This is a genomic window from Micromonospora sp. NPDC049175 (assembly GCF_043197345.1).
Taxonomy (GTDB): Bacteria; Actinomycetota; Actinomycetes; order Mycobacteriales; family Micromonosporaceae; genus Micromonospora.
Genome location: NZ_JBICSY010000013.1, coordinates 120,922 through 137,529, shown reverse-complemented (window position 1 = coordinate 137,529; position 16,608 = coordinate 120,922). Strand labels below are relative to the sequence as shown.

The following is a 16,608-nucleotide window of genomic DNA, read 5'->3' as shown; positions in this document are numbered from 1 at the left end:
TCAACGACCGCCCCCGCATGACCCTGGGCTGGGCCACCCCAGGTGAGAAGATGACCCAGCTCCTCGGTGTTGCAACCACCAGTTGAGCCCGCCGCAGAACGGAAACTGTCCAAGATCTCGAACGTTCGGCGCCTCAGGCGATGGCGCAGGTGACGTTGTTGACGGTGAACGCCGTCGGTTTCGGGTTGGTGCCCGTGTGGGTGCCGTTGAAGCCGAAGTTGACCGACGCCCCCGGCGCGATCGTGCCGTTGTAGGACAGGTTCGTGGCGGTGACCGCGGCCCCGGTCTGGCTGACCGTCGCCGACCAGCCCTGGCTGACGGTCTGCCCGGCGGGGAAGCTGTACCGCAGGGTCCAGCCGTTCATCGCACTGGTGCCGGTGTTGGTGATCGTCACGCTGGCGGTGAAGCCGCCGGTGCCCCAGTCGGTGGTGGCGTACGCCACCGCGCAGGCACCACCGATCGGCGGGGCCGCGGTGGTCACCGCAACCGGCGCGGACGCCGCGGAGGTGTTGCCCGCCGCGTCCACGGCCACCACGTAGAACTGGTACGCCGTCGACGCGGTCAGCCCGGACAGGGCCACCGTGCTGCCGGTCGGCGAGCCGACGAGCGCGTCGGTCGTGCCGGCCTCGCGGTAGACCCGGTAGCCGGTGACCCCGATGTTGTCGGTCGACGGGGTCCAGGCCAGGGTGAGCCCGGTGGCGGTGACCGCCGAGGCGACCGGGGTGCCGGGCGTGCTCGGCGCGGTGGTGTCGGCCGAGCCGGTCGGCGGTGTGGTCACGGTGAGCACCGGTGAGGCCGCCGACCTGTTGCCCGCGCCGTCGCGGGCGATGACCGCGAACTCGTACGTGTGCTCCGGCAGCAGCGTCGAGATGGTGAGCGTGGTGCCGGTGACGGGCCGGTTCAGCACCGTGTCGCCACCGACCTGGATCTCGCGGACGTCGTAGCCGGCCAGGCCGCTGCCACCACTGTCGGTGGACGCCGCCCAGGTCAGGGTGACCGAGCGGGGCGCGAGGCCGGACGCGACGGGCTTGCCCGGGACGCTCGGCGCGGTGGTGTCCGGCACGACCGGCCCCGGCTCCTCGCCCCAGACGCGGGTGCTGCCGGAGTAGAGCGGCACCTTGCGGTTGGGGCCGGCGGTGGCCTGGTACGACGGGTCGTTCGTCGGGTCCCAGGTGCCGCCCTCCGGCACACCGATCTTGAACTGGACCTCCATCCGGTGCGCCGACTGGCCGGCCGGGGCGATGGTGTAGCCGGTGCAGTCGACCTCCACGTACCAGATGTCGCCGCTGAACTGCTTGGCCGTGGTCGGGGACGGGCAGCCCTGGGTGTAGCCGGCGGTGACCTGCACCGGGCCGGTGCCGTCGGGCCGGAAGTAGTACCGGAACTTCCCGTTCGTCAGGGCCCGGGCCGGGAACGCGGACTTGTTGTAGACCATCACCTTGAGCCCGGTGGCCCGAGGTTCGGCCTGCGCCACGGTGGTCTCCACGGTCAGCTCGTCGATGTCCGGCGTCTCGGCGACCGGGAAGTTCGCCAGCGGCGTGCCACCGTACTCGGAGGTCAGCCGGACCAGCGCGGACGTGAAGCCGGCGTTGTAGTCGGTGGCCACCTCGTTCATCACGTAGTCCGACCGGCTGTCGCTGTACGCGTCGTTGGCCGCGGACGGGCCACCGACAAGCGCGCCGTAGAGGGTGTGCCGGGTCTCGACGGGGAGGGTCTGGCTGTCCCACCAGGAGCCGTGCGCGGTGCGGTGGTGCGGGTTCTTCGGCGCGTTGGCGCCGAACCCGATGACGTAGCTGGAGTTGCGCGGGTTGTCGCCGAGCGCGTAGTTGATCTGCCGGACGGCGAAGTCGTGGTAGCGCGCCTTGCGGGTGGTGTCGGTGGTCTTGTCGCTGTAGACGAGCGCGGCGAAGGACGTGTTCGCGGCGTAGCGCAGCGCGCCCCAGGAGTCGAGCACCGCCATCCCGCCTGGCGAATACGGAACCCGCTGCCCGTTCACGCCGACGGTCCAGTAGTCCAGCCACCGGTTGGCGTCGTCGACGTACTTCTGCTTGCCGGTCAGGTTGGCCAGCAGCACGTACGCCCCGAACTGCTTGTTGTCCCAGGCGATCGTCCACTTGTAGGAGCGGGTGGTGGTCTGGTTCTCGGTGTTGAGCTTGTCGTACTCACTCTCGGCCTTGGCCAGGTAGCTGGCCTCGCCGGTGGCCCGGTGCAGCCAGATCGCGGCCCAGACCAGCTCGTCCTGCCAGCCGCTCCACGAGCGGTAGAAGCTCGTCGCGTCGGTGATGCACTCGTGGTAGGACTTCCGCACCGTGTCGGCGAAGGTGTAGAGCTGCCGGGCGTGGCCCAGCAGCTTGTCCGCGTAGGCCGCGTCGGTGGGCCGGAACACCATCGAGGACGCGGCCATCGCGGCCGCCGTCTCCCCCGCCAGGTCCGCGCCGCCACAGCTCGCATCGATCTTGTACGCGGGACGCGCCATCTGCATCACCTCGGCCGGACCCCACCACTTGTGGTCGTCGTCGCCCTTGCCGACCTGCCCGTAGAGGACGTTTGCCGACGGGTGCGCCTTGATGAAGTAGTCGTTGACGAAGCGCAGGTTGTTGAGCAGGTGCGGCAGTTGCCCAGAGGAGGTGTAGCCGGCGCGGTACTCGACCGCTCCCCACGCGAGCATGGTGGCGCTGAACGCCATCGGGAAACCGAACTTCACGTGGTCGCCGGCGTCGTACCAACCGCCGGTGAGATCCAGACCCGAGCTGGCGCCGTCGGTGAGGGCGCTGTCGCCGCGCCAGGAAACCCGGTTCCAGTCCGGCAACTTGCCGGACTGCTGCGCCTCGTAGAAGAGCAGCGACTTCTGCAACGCCTCGGCGTAGTTGTAGGTCGCGGCCGGCGCGGCGGCGGCGGGCCCGGTCGGCGGTGCGGTCACCGCGAGGGACGCGCCGGTGAGCAGCGCGACGCCGACGGCCAGCAAGCGCCGGGGCCAAGGCTGGTCGGCGACCGGTGACCGACCGGGATGGCCGCTGGACGGCCGGGTCAGGTGGCGCATGCGGGCTCCTGTCGGAGGTGCCGCCGGCGGTCGCACCGACGCGGGACGGCGTACGGGCGGCACGGCCACCGGCGACAACGAGGTGGCGGTGTGACCACGAGAGCCGTGGAAGCGCTCCCATGGATAACCGACAATGTAATGCGCCCGTCATCGATTTGTGAAGGGGTCCCGTCGGTGGATGGCGATGATCGCGCAGCTCTCCCTGGGCGCGTCCGACGCCGAACGAGCGGGAGCGTTCTGGGCCGCCGCCCGCTGCCTCAGACGACGCACGCCGTGGGAGTCGGCCGGACGGACGGTCAGAGGTCGGTCAGCGCGGGCGGGTCAGGGCCGCGACGGCGAGCGGGACGGTGAGGGTGAGCAGCGCGCCGTCGCGCTCCACCGAGCTGGGCCGGTCCAGCCGCCGCAGTGTGCGCAGCATCGGGGTGTTCTCCGCCTGGACGTGCAGCACCAGCGCCGCGTAGCCGGCGGCGTCGGCGTGCCGGGCCAACCGGCGCAGCAACGCCGAGCCGAGCCCCCGCCGCTGCCAGTCGTCACGCACCAGCAGCGCCACCTCGGCCTCGTCGCCCTCGCCGAGCAGGTTCGCCATGGCCACCACCGACTCCGCCGCGCCGTCGGCACCGGTGGTCGTGGCGACGAGCGTCAACCCTCGCCCCGGCTCCAGCAGACGACGCAGTCGGGCTGGCCGCGGCAGCAGCGCACCGCCCAGGTAACGCCGGTGCCGGCTCCGCGCGGAGCACGTCTCGTGCAGTTCGACGACGCCGGACAGGTCGTGCGCGCAGCCCGGCCGGACGGCCACCTCGGCCCCGTCGGGCAGCACCAGGGTGACCTGTTCCGCGGCCCGACGCGTCACGGTGGCGGCCAACTCGACGAGGGCCTGCGCCCGGGCGTACTCCGCCGGGGTGAAGGCGGGCGCGGCCCGGCGCAGCGCGAACGAGCCGCCCGCCGGATCGGCCAACGTCATGGTGGCGCCGGCGATCCCCTGGTCGACGCCCGTCGACGCGGGTCGCCAGGTGACCGAGTCGGCGCCGAGCAGGGTCCGCAATGCCTCGCCCGTGGCGTCCGGGTCGCGCACCAGCCGGTTGGCCAGCCCGAGCACCCGGGTCGGCTGGTCGGCCAGGCCGCGCGCCTCGCTGCGCGCCACCCAGCAGTCCCGGCCCCGACCGCGCTCGACGGCGGCGATCAGGCCCGCCTCGTCGAGCGCGTCCGGAGCGTCGACCAGGAAGTCGTCCACCGCGCCCTGTTCGGTTGGTTGCACCTGCACGGTGAGGATGTTGACCCCGCGCAACGCGAGGCTCGCCGTGAGCACCGACAGGTAACCCGGTCGGTCGTCCACCGTCGCTCGAATCCGCCACAACGTCATGGTTGGCTCCCTTCCCACCGCAGAGCCTCGTCGCCGGCTGTTGCCGCCCGATTGCCCGGCGGTGTCGCGCCCGGGAACTCGCCGGCCGGTCAGGGGCCGGCGACCACCGGCGGCGCGCCGACCAGGTCCAGCCGGTCGCCGAGGATCACCGCACTGGCCCGGACCAGTTGGGTGAGCCGGTCGACCTCGGTGCTGTGGAAGTTGGCGGCGCAGAGGGTGTCGCTGTATTCCCGGGCGACAACGAGCACCAGGCCCGCCCGGCCGAACGGCGCGATCGCGTGGTGGGTGCCGTCGGGCGTGGTCATCGCCCGACCGCGCAGCGGGGTCACCTCCGGCAACCGCAGAGGCACCGGGGTACGCCAGCTCGCGTGCCCCACCGTCGCCCCGCCGCTGCCGGACCGGGAGGCCCAGTCGACAGGCACCACGGCGGCGACGGCCCAGTCGGCCGCCAGCAGCCCGGGGACCGCGTCGACGAGGGTGGCCAGCCCGTCGGCCGGGTTGGCGGCGACCTGGGCCAACAGCTCCGCGTCCTGGCCGGTGGTGGTGGGCGCGCCGATCGCCCGCCACACGCCGTCCACCCGCACGCCCGGAATCGCCGCGAGGCCAGCCAGCAGCCGCTCCACCCGGGCGGCGCCCGGCCAGACGACAGTGAAGTCGTCCACCGCGCGTCCGCCGAGTCGTTCGAGGACCACCACCTGGACGATGTCCGCACCGGAGACGCCCAGCGTGCGGGCGACCTGGCCGAGCGTGCCCGGACGGTCCGGCAGGGTGACCCGAACTCGCAGCAACATGTCTGTCCCTCCGCTCGGCGGGCCGGCGATAAGCGGCCGGCAGGCTGCGATACAGCCTGCCGGTTGACCATTTCGTCCCTGTTGCCGAGGCATGTCCCGAGGGGAAAATCTGACCTTGACAACGTGAGCGAGCTGCCATCAACTAGTCGGATGAGTGATCCGGCCGTGAATGCGTCGCGACCGGGCGCCGTTCCCGCCTCTCCCGCCGGGCTCTCCCTGGACCGGCTCGCCGGCTACCTCGCCGAGCACCGACCCGAGCTGGCGGTCGGGCCGCTGCGGGCCGACCTGATCGCGGGCGGCAAGTCCAACCTCACCTACCTGCTGCGCGCCGGCGACCGGGAGGTCGTGCTGCGCCGCCCTCCGCTCGGGCACGTGCTGGCGACCGCGCACGACATGGCCCGCGAGTTCCGGGTCATCTCGGCGCTGGCGCCGACCGAGGTGCCGGTCCCGGGCGCGCTGCTGCTCTGCGCCGACCCCGAGGTGATCGGCGCGCCCTTCTACCTGATGGAGCGGATGCCCGGCGAGGTGTTCCGCGCCCGCGCGCAGACCGACCCGCTCGGCGACGACCGACGTCGGGCCCTCGCCATGGCGATGATGGACACGCTCGCCGCACTGCACAGCGTCGAGCCGGCCGCGGTCGGGCTCGGCGACTTCGGCCGCCCGGAGGGCTACCTGGCCCGGCAGGTCCGCCGCTGGGGTGGGCAGCTCGACCGCTCGCGCAGCCGGGAGCTGCCCGGCATCGACGAGCTGCGTGACCTGCTGGCGGCGACCGCCCCGGAGGGCGCGAACGCCGGCCGGATCGTGCACGGCGACTACCGGTTGGACAATCTCCTCGCCTCGGCCGACCCGGTGGCCGTGCACGCCGTCCTCGACTGGGAGATGGCCACCCTCGGCGACCCGCTCGCCGACCTGGGGCTGCTCCTGACGTACTGGGACGTGCTCGGTGGCAGCGACACGGCCGAGGGCAACCCGGTCGCCGACGGGCTCGGCCCGCGCGCCGGCTTCCCTACCGGCGGCGAGCTGCTCGACAGGTACGCCGGGCGCAGCGACGTGGACGTCGGCCCGCTGCACTGGCACGTGGCGCTCGGCTGTTTCAAGCTCGCGGTCATCTGCGAGGGCATCCACTACCGCCACACGCTCGGGCAGACGCTCGGCGAGGGCTTCGACCGGATCGGCGAGATGGTGGCACCGCTGGTCGCGCACGGGCTGACCGCTGCCAGGGAGCGGTGATGGACTTCTCATTCGACAGCCGGACCGAGGAGCTGCGCGACGAGCTGGCCCGGTTCCTGACCGAGCACGTCTACCCGGCCGAGGCGGTGCACGCCGAGCAGGTGGCCGCCGGTGACCCGTGGTCGCGTACCCCGGTCCTGGCCGAGCTGAAGGCGGAGGCCCGCAAGCGCGGCCTGTGGAACCTGTTCCTGCCCGACCCGCGCTACGGCGCCGGGCTGACCAACCTCCAGTACGCTCCGCTCGCCGAGTTGACCGGGCGCAGCCCGCACCTGGCGCCCGAGGCGGTCAACTGCGCGGCGCCGGACACCGGCAACATGGAGCTGCTTGCCGAGTTCGGCTCGGAAGAGCAGCGGCAGCGCTGGCTGATGCCACTGTTGGAGGGCGAGATCCGTTCCGCGTTCTGCATGACCGAACCGGACGTGGCGTCCTCCGACGCCACGAACATCGCCACCCGGATCACCCGCGACGGCGACGAGTACGTGATCAACGGACGCAAGTGGTGGTCGTCCGGCGCGATGGACCCGCGCTGCGAGATCTTCATCGTGATGGGCAAGACCGACCCCGACGCCGACCGGCACCGCCAGCAGAGCATGGTGCTGGTCCCCCGGGACACCCCCGGGGTGCACGTGCGCCGGGGCATGACCGTCTTCGGCTACACCGACGGCTCACACGGCGGGCACGCCGAGATCGACTTCACCGACGTCCGGGTGCCCGCGGCGAACCTGATCGGCACCGAGGGCACCGGTTTCGCCATCGCACAGGCCCGGCTGGGTCCGGGCCGGATCCACCACTGCATGCGATTGATCGGAATGGCCGAACGGGCCCTGGAGTTGCTCTGCCGCCGGGCCAACGAGCGGGTCGCGTTCGGCCGGCCCCTCGCGGAGCAGGGCGTGGTCCGGGAGTGGATCGCCGAGTCGCGGGTGCGCATCGAGCAGGCCCGGTTGCTGGTGCTGAAGACGGCCTGGCTGATGGACACCGTCGGCAACAAGGGCGCACACACCGAGATCCAGGCCATCAAGATCGGCACCCCGGCGATGGCGGAGTGGGTGATCGACAAGGCCATCCAGGGGTACGGCGGCGCCGGCGTCAGCCAGGACACTCCGCTGGCCGCCCTCTGGGCGCAGACCCGCACACTACGCCTGGCCGACGGCCCCGACGAGGTCCACCGCAACTCCCTGGCCAAGCGCGAACTCCGCCGCTGGGCCGGGTAACCCCCCTCGTTGATCATGAGGTTATTGCCCGCCACATCGGCGTGTCACGGCAACAACTCCATGATCAACGGAGAAACCCCGGGGGTGGGGGTCAGGCGCTGGCGCGGTGGACCAGCTGGGTGTCCAGAAGGATGTGTGTGGCCGACAGGTCCTCGCCGCGGATCCGGGCCACCAGCAGGCGGGCCATCTGCCGGCCCATCTCCTCCACCGGCTGGAAGACAGTGGTCAGCGGCGGATCCGCCCGCAGGGCGATCGTCGCGTCGTCGAAGCCGATCACCGCGACGTCCTCCGGCACCCGCCGGCCAGCCTCACGCAGCGTACGCAGCGCGCCGAACGCCATCAGGTCGGACGCGACGAATACCGCGTCCAGGTCCGGGCAGACGTCCAACAGTCGGCGCATGGCGCTCGCGCCGCTGCCCTCGCTGAAGTCGCCGTACGCGATCAGGTCGGGGTTGACGCCGGCCCCGGTGGCCTTCACCGCCTCGGTGTAGCCGGCCAGGCGGGCCAGGCCGACGCCCATGTCCTGGGTGCCGGCGATGGTGGCGATGCGACGTCGCCCCTGCATCGCCAGGTACTCGACCGCCTGCCGGGCCCCGCCAACGTTGTCCACGTCGACGAACCAGGCCGGTTGGGCGCCCGGTTGGAGCATGCGGGCGGGCCGACCGCCGAGGACCGCGGGCAGGCCGCGCTCCTCCAGCAGCGTCGGCAGTGGGTCGGAGTCGTGCAGCGACAACAGCAGTACGCCGTCGACGTGCTGGTTGGTCAGGTGGTGCTCGACCCGCTCCCGCTCCACCGGCGACTGCGCCATGGCCAGCCAGAGCTGCATCGGCGTCTCCAGCAGGCCGGAGCTGATCCCCCGGACGATCGCGGCGAAGAACGGCTCGGTGAAGACCCGCTCACCGGACTCGGACACCACGAGCGCGACGGAGTCGGTCCGCTGGGTGACGAGCGCGCGGGCGGCTCGGTTCGGCACGTACCCCAGCTCGGCGATGGCCTGTTGGACCGCGGCCCGGGCCTCCGGACTGACCTGCGGCGAGCCGTTGACCACGCGGGAGACCGTGCCCCGACCGACACCGGCGCGCGCCGCGACCGCATCGAGGGTCGGGCGCCCGAGCGACCGGGTGCGCTGCGTTGTCATCGTCTGCTCCTCCGACGGCGGGCGGACCCGGCGCCACCTGCTAGAGGTGGACGCCAGGACCGTCCTGATGGCTGGCCCGAGCCTATTGTGCGGCCAGACCGTTGCGCCGGATCACCGAGGCGTACCACTTGGCGCTGGACTTGGGGGTGCGGACCTGGCTGTCGTAGTCGACGTGGATCATGCCGAACCGCTTGGTGTAACCCCAGGCCCATTCGAAATTATCCATCAACGACCAGGCGAAGTATCCCCGCAGGGGAACTCCGTCGTTGATCGCTTCGTGCGCGGCGCGCAGGTGGGCGTCGAAGTAGGCCAGCCGATCGACGTCGTCGACCTGCCCGTCGACCACCGAGTCGACGAACGCGGAGCCGTTCTCGGTGACGTACAGCGGCAGGTCGGTGTAATCGTGCACCCGACGCAGCGTCTCGGCCAGGCCCGGGGCGTCGATCTCCCAGCCCATGTCGGTCACCGGAACGCCACGGGTGACGAACCGGACGTCCTCGCTGCCCGGCCAGCAGGAGGGCGCCGGGTCGGTCGCGGCGCCCTCGGTCGCCGCGGCGACCACGTGCCGGCTGTAGTAGTTGACCCCGACGAGGTCCAGCGGCGTGGCGATGGTCGCCAGGTCGCCGTCGCGCACGTGGCCGAAGTCGGTCACCGTGCTCAGGTCGGCCACCAGGTCCTCCGGGTACGACCCCCGCAGCAGCGGGTCGAGGAAGAACCGGTTGGCCAACCCGTCGATCCGGCGGGCGGCGTCCACGTCCGCCGGGGCGTCGCTGGCCGGGTCGACCGGGTAGAGGTTCACCGTCACGCCCACCTCGGCGGTCGGCCGGGCCGCCCGCAGCGCCTGCACGGACAGGCCGTGACCGAGCATCAGGTGGTGCCCGGCGCGCACCGCGTCCGCGCCGTCGGTGCGGCCGGGTGCGTGCACACCGGAGCCGTAGCCGAGGAACGCCGAGCACCACGGCTCGTTCAGCGTGGTCCAGTAGCGCACCCGGTCACCGAGCGCGTCGGCCAGCAGCGTCGTGTAGTCGGCGAAGCGGGCCGCGGTGTCCCGGGCCGGCCAGCCGCCGGCGTCCTCCAGCGGCTGGGGCAGGTCCCAGTGGTAGAGGGTCAGCCACGGCTCGATGCCGTTGGCCAGCAACTCGTCGACCAGCCGGCGGTAGAAGTCCAACCCCTGTGGGTTGGCCGCGCCGGTGCCGCCGGGCTGCACCCGGGACCAGGAGACCGAGAAACGGTACGACTTGAGGCCCAGCTCCGCCATCAGGGCGACGTCGCCGCCGAGCCGGTGGTAGTGGTCGCACGCGACGTCGCCGGTGTGCCCGGCGACGACCCGACCGTCGGTGTGGCTGAAGGTGTCCCAGATCGACGGGGTACGGCCGTCCTCGGCCGCAGCCCCCTCGATCTGGTATGCCGCTGTCGCGGCCCCCCACAGGAATCCGGGTGGGAAGGTCAGCCCGGGACGGTCGTCGAGAACGTCGACGGCGTTGGGGCTGGCGGGGTTGCTCACGACTTGACGGCACCTTCCATGATCCCGCCGATGATCTGGCGGCCGAACACGAGAAATACGAGCACGAGGGGGATGGTCCCGATCGCGGTGGCGGCGAACACCTGGGAGTAGTCGGTGTAGTAGGCGTACGACAGGAAGGAGAGCGAGACCTGCAGGGTCGGGTTCTCCGGGGTGAGGATGGCGTACGGCCAGATGAACGAGTTCCAGGTCTCCATGAAGGTCAGCAGACCGAGGACGCCGGCGGCGGGGCGCAGCGCGGGCAGCACGATGCTCCAGTAGATCCGGAACGTGCTCGCCCCGTCGACCCGACCGGCCTCGATCAGCTCGTCGGAGATCGCCTGGGTGGCGTACTGCCGCATCATGAACACGCCGAAGCCGGTGACCAGGAACGGCACGGTGACCGCGTAGAGGGTGTCGTACCAGCCCAGGTCCTGCATCATGCTCCAGAGCGGGATGAGCCCCATCTGGGTCGGGATCATCATGGTGACGATGATCGTCAGCAGGAGGGCGTTGCTGCCCCGGAACCGCAGCTTGGCGAAGGCGAACCCGGCCAGCGAACCGGTGAGCACCACCGACAGGGTGACCACCGAGGAGACGATGACCGAGTTCATCATGCCGGTGAAGAAGTTGGCGGCGTCGTTGTCGAGCACCCGCTGGAAGTTGTCACCGAACGCGCCGGCCGGGGTGATCGGTGGCGGCACGTCGTTGATCTGGTCCAGGCTGCGAGTGGCGATCACCAGCATGTAGTAGAACGGGTAGATCGACAGCAGCGCCGCCAGGACGAGCGCGACGTAGGTCAGCGGACTTGTGCGCCACAGGCGCTGGGAGGCCGAGGTCATCGATCTCTCCTCACTTCGCCGAGCGGCGGACGAGTAGGAAGTTGAACAGCGACACCACGACGATGATCATGAAGATCGCCCAGGCGACAGCGGCTCCGTAACCGGCGGTGCTCAGGTTCTCGATGCCCATCTCGTACATGTACATGGCCAGCGTCTGGAACTCCCGCTGGTCGCCGCCGAGGATGTTGCCGTTGGCGAAGAGCAGGGGCTCGGTGAAGAGCTGCATGCCGCCGATCGTGGAGAGGATGACCACGAAGATGAAGGTGGGCTTGAGCATCGGCAGGGTGATCTGCCAGAACTGCCGCCACGGGCTCGCGCCGTCGATCGCCGCGGCCTCGTAGAGGTCCTTCGGGATCGCCTGCATGCCGGCGAGCAGGATCAGGGTGTTGTAACCGGTCCACCGCCAGTTGACCATCGTGGAGATGGCGAACCAGGAGCTCCACCGCTGCCCGTCCCAGTCGACCGCGTCGACACCGACGAGGCTGAGCAGCCAGTTGAACAGGCCGAACTCCTTCTGGAACAGCATTCCGAAGACGATCGCGACCGCGGCCACCGACACCACGTTCGGCACGAAGATGGCCATCCGGAAGAAGGTCTTGGCGCGCAGGAAGGTCCGGTTGAGCAGGTTCGCCAGGAAGAGGGCGAGCAACAACTGCGGGATCGTCGACAGGGCGAAGATGCCCAACGTGTTGACGAGGGCGTTCCAGAAGTACTCGTCGGACACGAGCCGGGTGTAGTTGTCGAAGCCGATGAACGAGTGGTCGCCGATCATGTCCCAGTCGTGCAGGGACATCCAGACGGTACGCAGCATCGGGTACAACCCGAACACGCCGAAGATCAGGAAGAACGGGGCGATGTAGAGGTACGGCGAGTACTTGACGTCGAGACGGTTGAGTAACCTTGCCCGGCTACGTCGGGAAGAGACGTCGGGAGAAGGCGGTGCTGCTGGCGACGGCGGTGCCGTCGTGGCCGACAGGCTCATGCGAATTTCCTTTTCCGGCGAGGCCCGGGGGCCCTCGCGCAGGGCGCTACGCGGAGGGGACCGGCCGGTGGCGTCCGGGAACCCCCGAACGCCACCGGCAGGGAATCACTCACTCAGAAGGCACCCTGAGTCTTGGCGTCCTTGGTGAACTGCTCCCAGGCCTTCGCCTTGTCGGCCCGCCCGTTCTCGAACGCCCGCAGGGCCGGCTCGAACGCGTTCTCCTTCACCGCCTGGTGCTTCGGACCCAGGTAGGTCGGCTGGATCTTGGCGACGCTCTCCCCGAAGATCTTGCCGGTCGGCGCGTTGCTGAAGTACTCGTTGGTGTAGCTGAGGAACGCGTCGTTCTTCAGCGCCTCCAGGTTCGTGGGCAGCGGGCCCTTGAGCTTGAAGGCGTCCACCTGGCTCTTCGCGTTGGTCAGGTACTCGGCGAGCTTCGCCGCCTCCTTCGGGTACTTGCTCTGCTCCGGAACCGCGAGCCACGAGCCACCCCAGTTGCCGCCGCCGCCCGGAACGGCCGCGACATCCCACTTGCCCTTGTTGGCCGCACCGGAGTTGTCCGACACGATGCCGAGCATCCAGGACGGGCAGAAGGTGACCGCGAAGGTGCCCTGCTTGAAGCCACCCGACCACTCCGGCGACCAGGTCTGCGCCTTGGCGGAGATGTCCGCCATCGAGGTGGCGGTGTCCCACGCGTTCTTCACCGCGGGGCTGGTGTCCGCGATGATGTTGTTTTCCTTGTCGTAGAACAGGTCACCGTTGCCCTGGAACATCACACCGTTGGAGACGGCGGTGATCGAGTCGACGAACGCCTTGCCACCGCTGCCCTGCTTGTACTTCAGGCCGGCGTCGTGGAAGCCCTTCCAGTCCGGCCAGAGCGCCGACACCTGGTCGCGCTCGGTGGGCAGACCGGCGGCCTGGAACAGGTCCTTGCGGTAGCAGACGGCGAGGCTGCCGACGTCGGTCGGAAGGCCGATCAGCCGACCGTCCTGCGCCTTGCCCAGCTCCCACTTCCAGGGCAGGAACTCCTTGGAGTGGTCGGCGATCAGGGGGTTGAGGTCGGCCCAGTTCTTCGGGTTGGTCTTGAACTCGTTGAGGATGCCCTCTTCCAGGGCGGTGACGTCCGCCGCGCCCTTGCCGGTGGCCAGGTAGCGGACCAGCTTCGGCCGGTACTCGCTGAGCTGCGCGGTCTTGCGCAGCTCGACCTTGATGCCGGTGTCCTTCTCGTACTGCTTGACGAGCTCGTCGTAGCCGAACTCGCTGAAGGTGTCGACGACCAGCTTGGTCGGCTTCTCGCCGGCCGCCGGCTTGTCGTCGTCGTTGCCGCAGGCTGCGAGACCGCTGACCGCGGTGATCGCGGCCAGGGCAGCGGCCGCCAGGCGGGTACGCCGCGTGGTGACACTCATTCGCTGACCCCTCTTTCCGGTGGTGAGGCTGATGTGTGTGGTGGGGGGGTGCTCATCGCGCCACGCCAGGGTGTGTGAGTGACCCATGCCACCTCCGGGAGCGCTCCCATGAGATTGCCGACAGGTAACGGGGGTGTCAATAGGGTGTTGGGAGCGTTCCCAGATCGTTACCGCTCCACCGGGGCCCCCAATCAAGCCTCGGCCTGCGTCGATTTCAGCAGAAGCGGCGGAGCAGGGTGGTGGTCCGATCCGGGTCAAACCGGGACGGGTCAAATGTGGACCCGGCCCAGTCGCGCAGCGTCGCGTGCCGGGGATCGACCGGGCCGGCCGCGGCGCCGTCGTCGGCCAACGCGACCAGGAGCGCCTGGTAGCCCGGCGGCCCGCCGACACCCTCCGGCGGGCAGGCCCGCTCACCGTCCAGACAGACCGGGTACCGCTCGTCGGGGTCCGCGGTCAGCGCGTCCTCCACGACCAGGTCGTGCTCCCACCAGTCGCCGAAGTCGTAGGTGTAGGAGAACCTGCTGCCCTTGCCAAGCACCGCGTCCAACCGCACGTCCATCTCGTCGTGCAGCGCCAACTCCCCGTCCGGGTCGGGCTCGCCGTACGGCATGGCGTCGATCTCGAACGAGTGCAGGTGGCAGTCGCGCCACCCCATCGCGTGCTGCACCACCCGGTGCAGCCGGTCCAGCGTGTAGCCGGCCGGCACGAGGACCCGTCGCCACACCGGCGGGCGGACGCCGGCGAGGGACATCTTCAGCTGGAAGATCTGACGCGGCATCCTGTCCTGTCCTCCCGCGGCTTAGGCTGCGAGCATGATCTGCCGAGCGTGCCGGGCCCGGCGGCACGACGAGTGCCCGGGCCGGAACTGGTGCGACTGTCAGCACCGTACCGCCGAACCGACCCCTCCGGTCACCGGTCCGGCCGGCGAATGACCGTCGGAATTCCGATCCGACGGCTCTGGCCCGAGCCGTCGACGCAACCACTCGACGACGCCGCGCTGACCGCCCTCTACCACCGGGCGGACGAGCCCCGCCTGCGGGTCAACTTCGTCACCAGCCTGGACGGCGCGGTCAGCGTGGACGACTACTCCGCGGGCCTCTCCGGCCAGCCGGACAAGCGGGTGTTCGCGCTGCTGCGGATGCTCTGCGACGCGCTGGTGGTGGCCGCGGGCACACTGCGCCACGAGGGATACCGCGCGATCCGCCTCGACGAGCGGCGCCGTGCCTGGCGACGCGAGCACGGGCTGGCCGAGTACCCCACGCTCGTGGTCGTCTCCGGCTCGCTGGACCTGGATCCGGCGCAGGCCGCGTTCGCCGACGCGCCGACCCGACCGATCGTGCTCACCCACGCCGACGCCGAGCCGCCGCCCGGCCTGACCGACGTCGCCGACCTGCTGCGCCGCGGCACCGAGCGGGTCGACCTGGCCGCCGGCCTCGCCGAACTGCACCGACGCGGGCTCACCCAACTGCTCTGCGAGGGCGGCCCGCACCTGTTCGGCGCGCTCACCGCCGCCGATCTGGTGGACGAGTTGTGCCTGACCGTCTCGCCCCTGCTCGCGGGGCCGGGGTCGGGCCGGATCACCGCCGGCGACACCGCGCCGCCCCGGCACCTGCCGTTGCGCCACGTGCTCGCCGCCGAGGACGGCGTGCTCATGCTCCGCCACGCCCGCCCGTGACTCAGCCCGTCAGCACGGCACCGGGCTCCCACACGATCCGGTACCGCCGGCCATCCGCCACGGTGGCCCACACCTGCACGTCGTCGTACGGTTCGTCGGCGACCACCTCGACCACCGCGCCGTGCGGCGCCGCGCCGACCGGATGGCGCACCCCGTCGGCGACCACCTCGATCGTGCGGCCCTCGGGCGCCTGTGCCAGGACGACGAACCGGTCGCCCGAGCGGTAGGCGACCGCCAGCCCCAGCCCGCCACCCGTGGACCGGACCTCCGCGCAGACCTGGTCACCGTCGAGGCAGCCCAGGTCGTACGAGAGGTAGTCGAGTGCCCGGCGCGGGTCGCCGCCATCGGGCGCGATCCACACCTCGGCCGCCTGTCCCCCCGCCGTCGACTCCTCCGCCCGCGCGCCACGGCGCAGCACCACGAGCGTCTCCGTGCCGGCCCGACCCACCGCGACCACCCGCTCCGCCGTGGCGGGCGTGCCGTCGGCGCCGACGATGCCGGCCAGGACCCCGGGCTCGACACGGGGATCCACGACGCTGGTCCCCCGGCCGGCCGGTCGGTTCGCTGGCACCAGCGGGGTCGCGAGCGCCACCAGGACGGCAAGCGCACCCCCGCCGAGCAGGAGTCGTCGCCGTCGCCGGTTCCGGCTGCCGGCGACGACCCGGGTGGTGAAGCCCGCCGGCAACTCGACGTCGGCGACGGCGCGATCGAGCAGTTCGGCGACCTCGTGGTCACGCATGGTTCCCCTCCGCGACGTCGATCGGGATCGCGCCGGCGCCTTCCAGACCAGCCCGCAGTCGGCGCAGGCCACGGGACGCCTGGCTCTTCACCGACCCGGCGGAGCAGCCCAGTTCGGCAGCCGTCTCCGCCTCGGTGCAACCGAGCCAGTACCGGAGCACGACGACGGCCCGCATCCGGGGTGGGAGTTGACGCAGCGCGTCCAGCAGCAGTTCGCGATCGTCCACCCGACCCGACTCGTCCGGGTGAGCGAGGTCATCCGGCAGCTCGGCGACCCGACGTCGACTCCACGGTGAGCGCCAGCGGCTGATCAGGCGATTGGTCATGGCGCGGCGCAGGTAGGCCTCCGGCTGTCGTTCCCGCACCGTCCGCCAGCGTGGGTACGCCTGCACCAGGACCTCCTGCAACAGGTCCTCGGCGTCCGCTCGTTGTCCGGTGATCAGAACGGCGAAACGCAGGAGCCGAGGACCACTTGTCGAAACGAAGACGTCGAAGTCGTCACTCATGCGGGCTCCATGTCTGGATAACGCGGCCGCCGGCCCCGAGGTTGAGTGTCGGGCATCGGCGACGTACCCGAGTCACGCGGATCGCGACACCGTGTTCGCGGCCGGGCACCCAGCGTCAGCGGCGGGACGGAGCAGGGTGTCGTCCGACGCGTCGCGTGGCGACCTGTCGTACTCCTCGGGCAGGATGCACA

General features: G+C 70.9%; 14 protein-coding genes. 3 read left to right on the top strand and 11 right to left on the bottom strand.

All coding sequences use genetic code 11. The features are described 5' to 3' along the window. Positions 1-133 precede the first annotated feature (133 nt). From ACGFH8_RS33190 to ACGFH8_RS33180, 3 genes are all read right to left on the bottom strand, one after another. On the bottom strand, positions 134-3,040 hold the full coding sequence (locus ACGFH8_RS33190; protein WP_393375144.1) for a glycoside hydrolase family 9 protein: 2,907 nt from the start codon (positions 3,038-3,040) through the stop codon (positions 134-136). Positions 3,041-3,347: 307 nt separating this feature from the next. Next, positions 3,348-4,400, bottom strand: a complete 1,053-nt coding sequence (locus ACGFH8_RS33185; RefSeq protein ID WP_393375142.1) for a GNAT family N-acetyltransferase — start codon at positions 4,398-4,400, stop codon at positions 3,348-3,350. 89 nt (positions 4,401-4,489) lie between these two features. After that, positions 4,490-5,191 carry an amino acid-binding protein gene (locus tag ACGFH8_RS33180; RefSeq protein ID WP_393375140.1) on the bottom strand — a complete coding sequence of 234 codons (702 nt, stop codon included), beginning with the start codon at positions 5,189-5,191 and terminating at the stop codon, positions 4,490-4,492. Between the two features lie 150 nt (positions 5,192-5,341). Between ACGFH8_RS33180 and ACGFH8_RS33175 the strand changes: the two genes are divergently transcribed. Both ACGFH8_RS33175 and ACGFH8_RS33170 read left to right on the top strand, forming a co-directional pair. Beyond that, positions 5,342-6,421 (top strand): phosphotransferase family protein, encoded by a 1,080-nt coding sequence (locus ACGFH8_RS33175; RefSeq protein ID WP_393375137.1) that lies wholly within the window; start codon positions 5,342-5,344, stop codon positions 6,419-6,421. After that, entirely contained in the window at positions 6,421-7,632 is a 1,212-nt protein-coding gene (locus ACGFH8_RS33170; RefSeq protein ID WP_393375135.1) for an acyl-CoA dehydrogenase family protein, read from the top strand. Before ACGFH8_RS33175 ends, ACGFH8_RS33170 begins: the two co-directional genes overlap by 1 nt. Positions 7,633-7,723: 91 nt before the next feature. Here the strand turns inward: ACGFH8_RS33170 and ACGFH8_RS33165 are convergent, their stop codons facing one another. From ACGFH8_RS33165 to ACGFH8_RS33140, 6 genes are all read right to left on the bottom strand, one after another. Then, the gene (locus ACGFH8_RS33165) at positions 7,724-8,770 is read right to left on the bottom strand and encodes a LacI family DNA-binding transcriptional regulator (RefSeq protein ID WP_393375132.1); all 1,047 of its coding nucleotides are present in this window, start codon (positions 8,768-8,770) and stop codon (positions 7,724-7,726) included. 82 nt (positions 8,771-8,852) lie between these two features. Continuing rightward, a complete protein-coding gene (locus ACGFH8_RS33160) occupies positions 8,853-10,274 on the bottom strand; it encodes a GH1 family beta-glucosidase (RefSeq protein ID WP_393375129.1) in 1,422 nt (473 codons plus the stop codon). Next, entirely contained in the window at positions 10,271-11,113 is an 843-nt protein-coding gene (locus tag ACGFH8_RS33155; RefSeq protein ID WP_393375126.1) for a carbohydrate ABC transporter permease, read from the bottom strand. The genes ACGFH8_RS33160 and ACGFH8_RS33155 overlap by 4 nt, the downstream gene beginning before the upstream one ends. Before the next feature lie 10 nt (positions 11,114-11,123). Further along, positions 11,124-12,095, bottom strand: coding sequence for a carbohydrate ABC transporter permease (locus ACGFH8_RS33150; RefSeq protein WP_393375124.1), 972 nt, complete (start codon positions 12,093-12,095; stop codon positions 11,124-11,126). Positions 12,096-12,208: 113 nt separating this feature from the next. Further along, positions 12,209-13,498 carry an ABC transporter substrate-binding protein gene (locus tag ACGFH8_RS33145; protein ID WP_393375122.1) on the bottom strand — a complete coding sequence of 430 codons (1,290 nt, stop codon included), beginning with the start codon at positions 13,496-13,498 and terminating at the stop codon, positions 12,209-12,211. A gap of 214 nt (positions 13,499-13,712) precedes the next feature. Continuing rightward, positions 13,713-14,276 (bottom strand): plasmid pRiA4b ORF-3 family protein, encoded by a 564-nt coding sequence (locus ACGFH8_RS33140; protein WP_393375119.1) that lies wholly within the window; start codon positions 14,274-14,276, stop codon positions 13,713-13,715. 150 nt (positions 14,277-14,426) lie between these two features. Here ACGFH8_RS33140 and ACGFH8_RS33135 point away from each other — a divergent pair, with 150 nt between their 5' ends. Next, entirely contained in the window at positions 14,427-15,173 is a 747-nt protein-coding gene (locus ACGFH8_RS33135; protein WP_393375118.1) for a pyrimidine reductase family protein, read from the top strand. A gap of 1 nt (position 15,174) precedes the next feature. On the opposite strand, the gene ACGFH8_RS33130 is transcribed toward ACGFH8_RS33135, so the two are convergent. Beyond that, positions 15,175-15,912: a hypothetical protein gene (locus ACGFH8_RS33130; protein WP_393375115.1), complete on the bottom strand. Its 738-nt coding sequence runs from the start codon at positions 15,910-15,912 to the stop codon at positions 15,175-15,177. Beyond that, the gene (locus tag ACGFH8_RS33125) at positions 15,905-16,417 is read right to left on the bottom strand and encodes a SigE family RNA polymerase sigma factor (protein ID WP_393375113.1); all 513 of its coding nucleotides are present in this window, start codon (positions 16,415-16,417) and stop codon (positions 15,905-15,907) included. The genes ACGFH8_RS33130 and ACGFH8_RS33125 overlap by 8 nt, the downstream gene beginning before the upstream one ends. Positions 16,418-16,608 lie beyond the last annotated feature (191 nt).

Bases quoted from the DNA above. Each gene is read 5' to 3' on its own strand.
- ACGFH8_RS33190 (WP_393375144.1), bottom strand. From the start codon at position 3,040: ATGCGCCACCTGACCCGGCCGTCCAGCGGCCATCCCGGTCGGTCACCG.
- ACGFH8_RS33185 (WP_393375142.1), bottom strand. From the start codon at position 4,400: ATGACGTTGTGGCGGATTCGAGCGACGGTGGACGACCGACCGGGTTAC.
- ACGFH8_RS33180 (WP_393375140.1), bottom strand. From the start codon at position 5,191: ATGTTGCTGCGAGTTCGGGTCACCCTGCCGGACCGTCCGGGCACGCTC.
- ACGFH8_RS33175 (WP_393375137.1), top strand. From the start codon at position 5,342: ATGAGTGATCCGGCCGTGAATGCGTCGCGACCGGGCGCCGTTCCCGCC.
- ACGFH8_RS33170 (WP_393375135.1), top strand. From the start codon at position 6,421: ATGGACTTCTCATTCGACAGCCGGACCGAGGAGCTGCGCGACGAGCTG.
- ACGFH8_RS33165 (WP_393375132.1), bottom strand. From the start codon at position 8,770: ATGACAACGCAGCGCACCCGGTCGCTCGGGCGCCCGACCCTCGATGCG.
- ACGFH8_RS33155 (WP_393375126.1), bottom strand. From the start codon at position 11,113: ATGACCTCGGCCTCCCAGCGCCTGTGGCGCACAAGTCCGCTGACCTAC.
- ACGFH8_RS33150 (WP_393375124.1), bottom strand. From the start codon at position 12,095: ATGAGCCTGTCGGCCACGACGGCACCGCCGTCGCCAGCAGCACCGCCT.
- ACGFH8_RS33145 (WP_393375122.1), bottom strand. From the start codon at position 13,498: ATGAGTGTCACCACGCGGCGTACCCGCCTGGCGGCCGCTGCCCTGGCC.
- ACGFH8_RS33140 (WP_393375119.1), bottom strand. From the start codon at position 14,276: ATGCCGCGTCAGATCTTCCAGCTGAAGATGTCCCTCGCCGGCGTCCGC.
- ACGFH8_RS33135 (WP_393375118.1), top strand. From the start codon at position 14,427: ATGACCGTCGGAATTCCGATCCGACGGCTCTGGCCCGAGCCGTCGACG.
- ACGFH8_RS33130 (WP_393375115.1), bottom strand. From the start codon at position 15,912: ATGCGTGACCACGAGGTCGCCGAACTGCTCGATCGCGCCGTCGCCGAC.
- ACGFH8_RS33125 (WP_393375113.1), bottom strand. From the start codon at position 16,417: ATGAGTGACGACTTCGACGTCTTCGTTTCGACAAGTGGTCCTCGGCTC.